General features: G+C 72.4%; 4 protein-coding genes. All 4 read right to left on the bottom strand.

Annotation, left to right across the window (positions count from 1 at the left end; translation table 11 throughout):
* On the bottom strand, window positions 1-512 hold a 512-nt coding region (locus PLP61_RS16710), incomplete at its 3' end, for a YgfZ/GcvT domain-containing protein (RefSeq protein ID WP_502889106.1).
* A complete protein-coding gene (locus tag PLP61_RS16705) occupies window positions 512-940 on the bottom strand; it encodes a Fur family transcriptional regulator (protein WP_324503911.1) in 429 nt (142 codons plus the stop codon). The genes PLP61_RS16705 and PLP61_RS16710, both read right to left, overlap by 1 nt.
* Before the next feature lie 5 nt (window positions 941-945).
* Window positions 946-1,449: a heme-binding beta-barrel domain-containing protein gene (locus tag PLP61_RS16700; protein ID WP_324503909.1), complete on the bottom strand. Its 504-nt coding sequence runs from the start codon at window positions 1,447-1,449 to the stop codon at window positions 946-948.
* Between the two features lie 40 nt (window positions 1,450-1,489).
* On the bottom strand, window positions 1,490-2,124 hold a 635-nt coding region (locus tag PLP61_RS16695; protein ID WP_324503907.1), incomplete at its 5' end, for a hypothetical protein.

Raw genomic sequence — 2,124 nt, 5'->3', positions numbered from 1 at the left:
TCGAAGGCGGCGAGACCGCAGGCCGGGCCGTGCGCGGCGGCGTACGTCGGCAGGTCGGTGCGTGGGACCAGCTCGTAGTGCCCCGCCTCGTCGGGGCCGGGACGCCAGACGGTGGCGAGCTCGTCGGTGACCAGGGCCACCTCGACCCGGGTGAGGAACCGCATCCGGTCCAGGAAGTCCACCAGCGCGGGCCCGGCGCCGGGCTCGGTGTGGGCGGTGAACGCCTCGCCGTCGTCGACACCGGTGAAGGCGTGCTCGACGTGGCCGTGCGGGCTGAGCACCAGCGCGGTGGTGGGTACGCCGGGGGCAAGGCCCTCGAAGTACTGCGTGGTCAGCGAGTGCAGCCAGTCGAGCCGGTCGGGCCCGCTGACCCGCACCACGTCGCGGTGGGACAGGTCGACGAACCCCTCCCCGGACACCAGGGTGCGCTGCTCGGTGTTCCACGAGCCGTAGTGGGCGGCGACCCCGGCGTCGACGCCCTCGGCCGCCACGGCGCCCGGCAGGTCCAGCATCAGTTCTCCTCCTCGGGGCACTCCACGCAGGTGCCGAAGACGGTCAGGTGGCCCACGTCGGCGACGAAGCCGTGGTCGGCGCGCAGCCGGGCCAGCAGGTCCTGGGCCTCGTCGGGGTCGACGGAGGTGACCTTGTGGCAGCTGCGGCAGACCAGGTGGAAGTGCTCGTGGTCGGTGGTGGAGTGGTAGGTCGGGGCGCGGTCGCTGAGGTGGGCGTGGCGGACCAGGCCGAGCTCCTCGAGGACCTCCAGGGTGCGGTAGACCGTGGAGATGTTGACCGCGGCGGACTCCCGGTGCACGGCGGCCAGGACCTCGTCGGGGGTGGCGTGCCCGAGCTCCTCGACCGCGCGCAGGATCAGCTCGCGCTGCGGGGTCAGCCGGAAGCCGCGGTCGCGCAGCTTGGCCTTGAAGTCGGGGTGCTCGGTCATCGCGGTCAGCGCTGGCGGACCAGCTGGGCGTGGGTGTGCGGCTGGAGCGGGTGGCCGGTGGCCGCCATGTCGTAGGCGTAGAACAGGTCCCCGTCGACCAGGCCGTAGAGGCGCTTGCCGCCGACGTACTCCTTGGCGGTGGCGGTGCGCGCCACGGCGTCGGTGACGATCTCGAAGCGCGGCTGCTCGGGGTGCAGCTCGCCGTACCAGATCTCCACGAAGCCGATGTTGTGGGCCAGCAGCACCTCGAGCGTGCCGTCGGGCTGCGGCCGGATGAACCCGGTCTCCTGCGCGGCCTCGCGGACGTGGTGGCCCTCGGCGTCGATGATCCACGAGCGGCTGAGGTAGTGGAGGAACGGCCGGCCGTCCTGCTGGAAGATCAGCTCCTGGCCGAACTGGAAGGGCTCGATGCCCGGGTACTCCCCGTGCCCGTTGCCCGCCCAGGTGCCGATCAGCCAGGCCAGCCGGGCGCACTGCGGGTGGATGTTCTCGGGGATCTCGAAGGGCATGGGTCCCATTCTCCCAGACGGGCGCAGCGGACCCGGGCGCTCAGGAGCAGGCGCTGGCGACGACGGAGGACTCGCGCTCGGGCAGGACGCCGGGGGTGACCCGGACGTCGGTGTCGCCCGTCTGGTCGGTGGTCATCGTCCAGGTCACCTCGACGGACTGGCCGGACTCGAGGTAGAGCGGCACCTGCATCGTGGGGCGACCCTGGAAGGAGTGCCGGACCACGTCGCTGGGCCTGCCGTCGAGGCGCAGCCCGCTGATCGTGCCGCCGTCGGGGCCGAACAGGTCGGCGACCACGATCTGGGTGCCCTTCGGCACGCCGTAGAGGCCGCCGCCGGTCACCGAGTTCGGCAGGTCCGCGGCGTTCTTCGGGGCGTTCGAGGTCATCGTGAGCCGCCCCTGCAGCTCCTGCGTGCCGTCCTGGCAGGAGGTCGGGGTGACCTCGACCTGGTAGTCGAGGTAGTAGGACATCTTCGAGCCGGTGGCGTCGTTCAGGGTGACGGCGACCTGGGGCCGGTCGTCGACCCGGCTGGGGAACTCCCCGGCGATCGCGGTGCCGGTGAGCTCGCGCTGCTCGGCGGCGTCGAACGAGTGGACCATCAGCCGTCCCTCGTCGGCACCCCGCGAGAGGGCCCGCACCAGGTCCGCGGGTGCGCCTGCTCCCGAAGTGACTCCGG

Source organism: Nocardioides sp. (genome assembly GCF_035429765.1).
Classification (GTDB): Bacteria; Actinomycetota; Actinomycetes; order Propionibacteriales; family Nocardioidaceae; genus Nocardioides.
This window is presented reverse-complemented; position numbering and strand designations above follow the sequence as displayed.

Excerpts from the sequence above, each read along its gene's own strand:
- PLP61_RS16705 (WP_324503911.1), bottom strand. The coding sequence starts at position 940 with ATGACCGAGCACCCCGACTTCAAGGCCAAGCTGCGCGACCGCGGCTTC.
- PLP61_RS16700 (WP_324503909.1), bottom strand. The coding sequence starts at position 1,449 with ATGCCCTTCGAGATCCCCGAGAACATCCACCCGCAGTGCGCCCGGCTG.